Raw genomic sequence first — 951 nt, 5'->3', positions numbered from 1 at the left:
TGACAAGATCATCTCGATGTATGCCCGGGGCATGAGCACGCGGGAGATCGCGGGCCACCTGCTGGACCTGTATGGCATCGAGGTCTCACCGGACCTGATCAGCACGGTGACCGACGCGGTGCTGGACGAGATCGCCACCTGGCAGGCCCGGCCGCTGGAGCCGGTCTACCCGCTGGTCTTTTTCGACGCGCTTCGGGTGAAGATCCGCGACGAGGGGTTGGTCCGCAACAAGGCAGTGCATATCGCACTCGGCGTCCGGGCCGACGGCACCAAGGAAATCCTTGGCCTTTGGCTTGAGCAGAACGAGGGTGCCAAGTTCTGGCTCCGGGTGATGAATGAACTGCGCAACCGCGGCGTGGAAGATATCCTGCTCGCCGTGGTCGACGGGCTGAAGGGCTTCCCCGAGGCGATCCTGGCGGTGTTCCCCGAGGCCATGGTGCAGACCTGCATTGTGCATCTGCTGCGCCACAGCCTGGACTTCGTCGCCTGGAAGGACCGCAAGCCGGTGGCGGTGGCCTTGAAGGACATCTACCGCGCAGTGGATGCCACCGCGGCCGAGGCGGCGCTGACGGCGTTCGAGGCCAGCCCCTGGGGCCGGAAATACGCCGCCATCGGCCAGAGCTGGCGCCGCGCCTGGGGCGAGGTGGTGCCGTTCTACGCTTTCCCCATGGAGGTCAGGCGATTGCTGTACACGACAAATTCCATTGAGGCGCTCAACTCCCGGCTGCGCCGCGCGATCCGCGCCAGGGGGCATTTCCCGACCGACGAGGCGGCGCTGAAACTGCTGTTTCTTGTCTTGAACAGGACCGAGAAGGAATGGACGATGCCGCCGCGTGAATGGTCCATGGCCAAAGCGCAATTCGCCGTCCTGTTCGGCGAACGCTTCACCCGCGCCATGGCCTGACCGTGTCGTTCAACCGACCGGCCGCACACGGAATTCCTGACACTCCC

At 64.9% G+C, this 951-nt stretch carries 1 protein-coding gene; it reads left to right on the top strand.

The window, feature by feature from the left end:
* On the top strand, nt 1-904 hold a 904-nt coding region (locus ACLF3G_RS29480; protein WP_430672937.1), incomplete at its 5' end, for an IS256 family transposase.
* Nucleotides 905-951 lie beyond the last annotated feature (47 nt).

It is taken from the genome of Falsiroseomonas sp. HC035, assembly GCF_050563525.1.
Taxonomy (GTDB): domain Bacteria; phylum Pseudomonadota; class Alphaproteobacteria; order Acetobacterales; family Acetobacteraceae; genus Falsiroseomonas.
The sequence above is the reverse complement of the archived record's forward strand: the minus strand, read 5'-3'. Positions and strand labels throughout refer to the sequence as shown.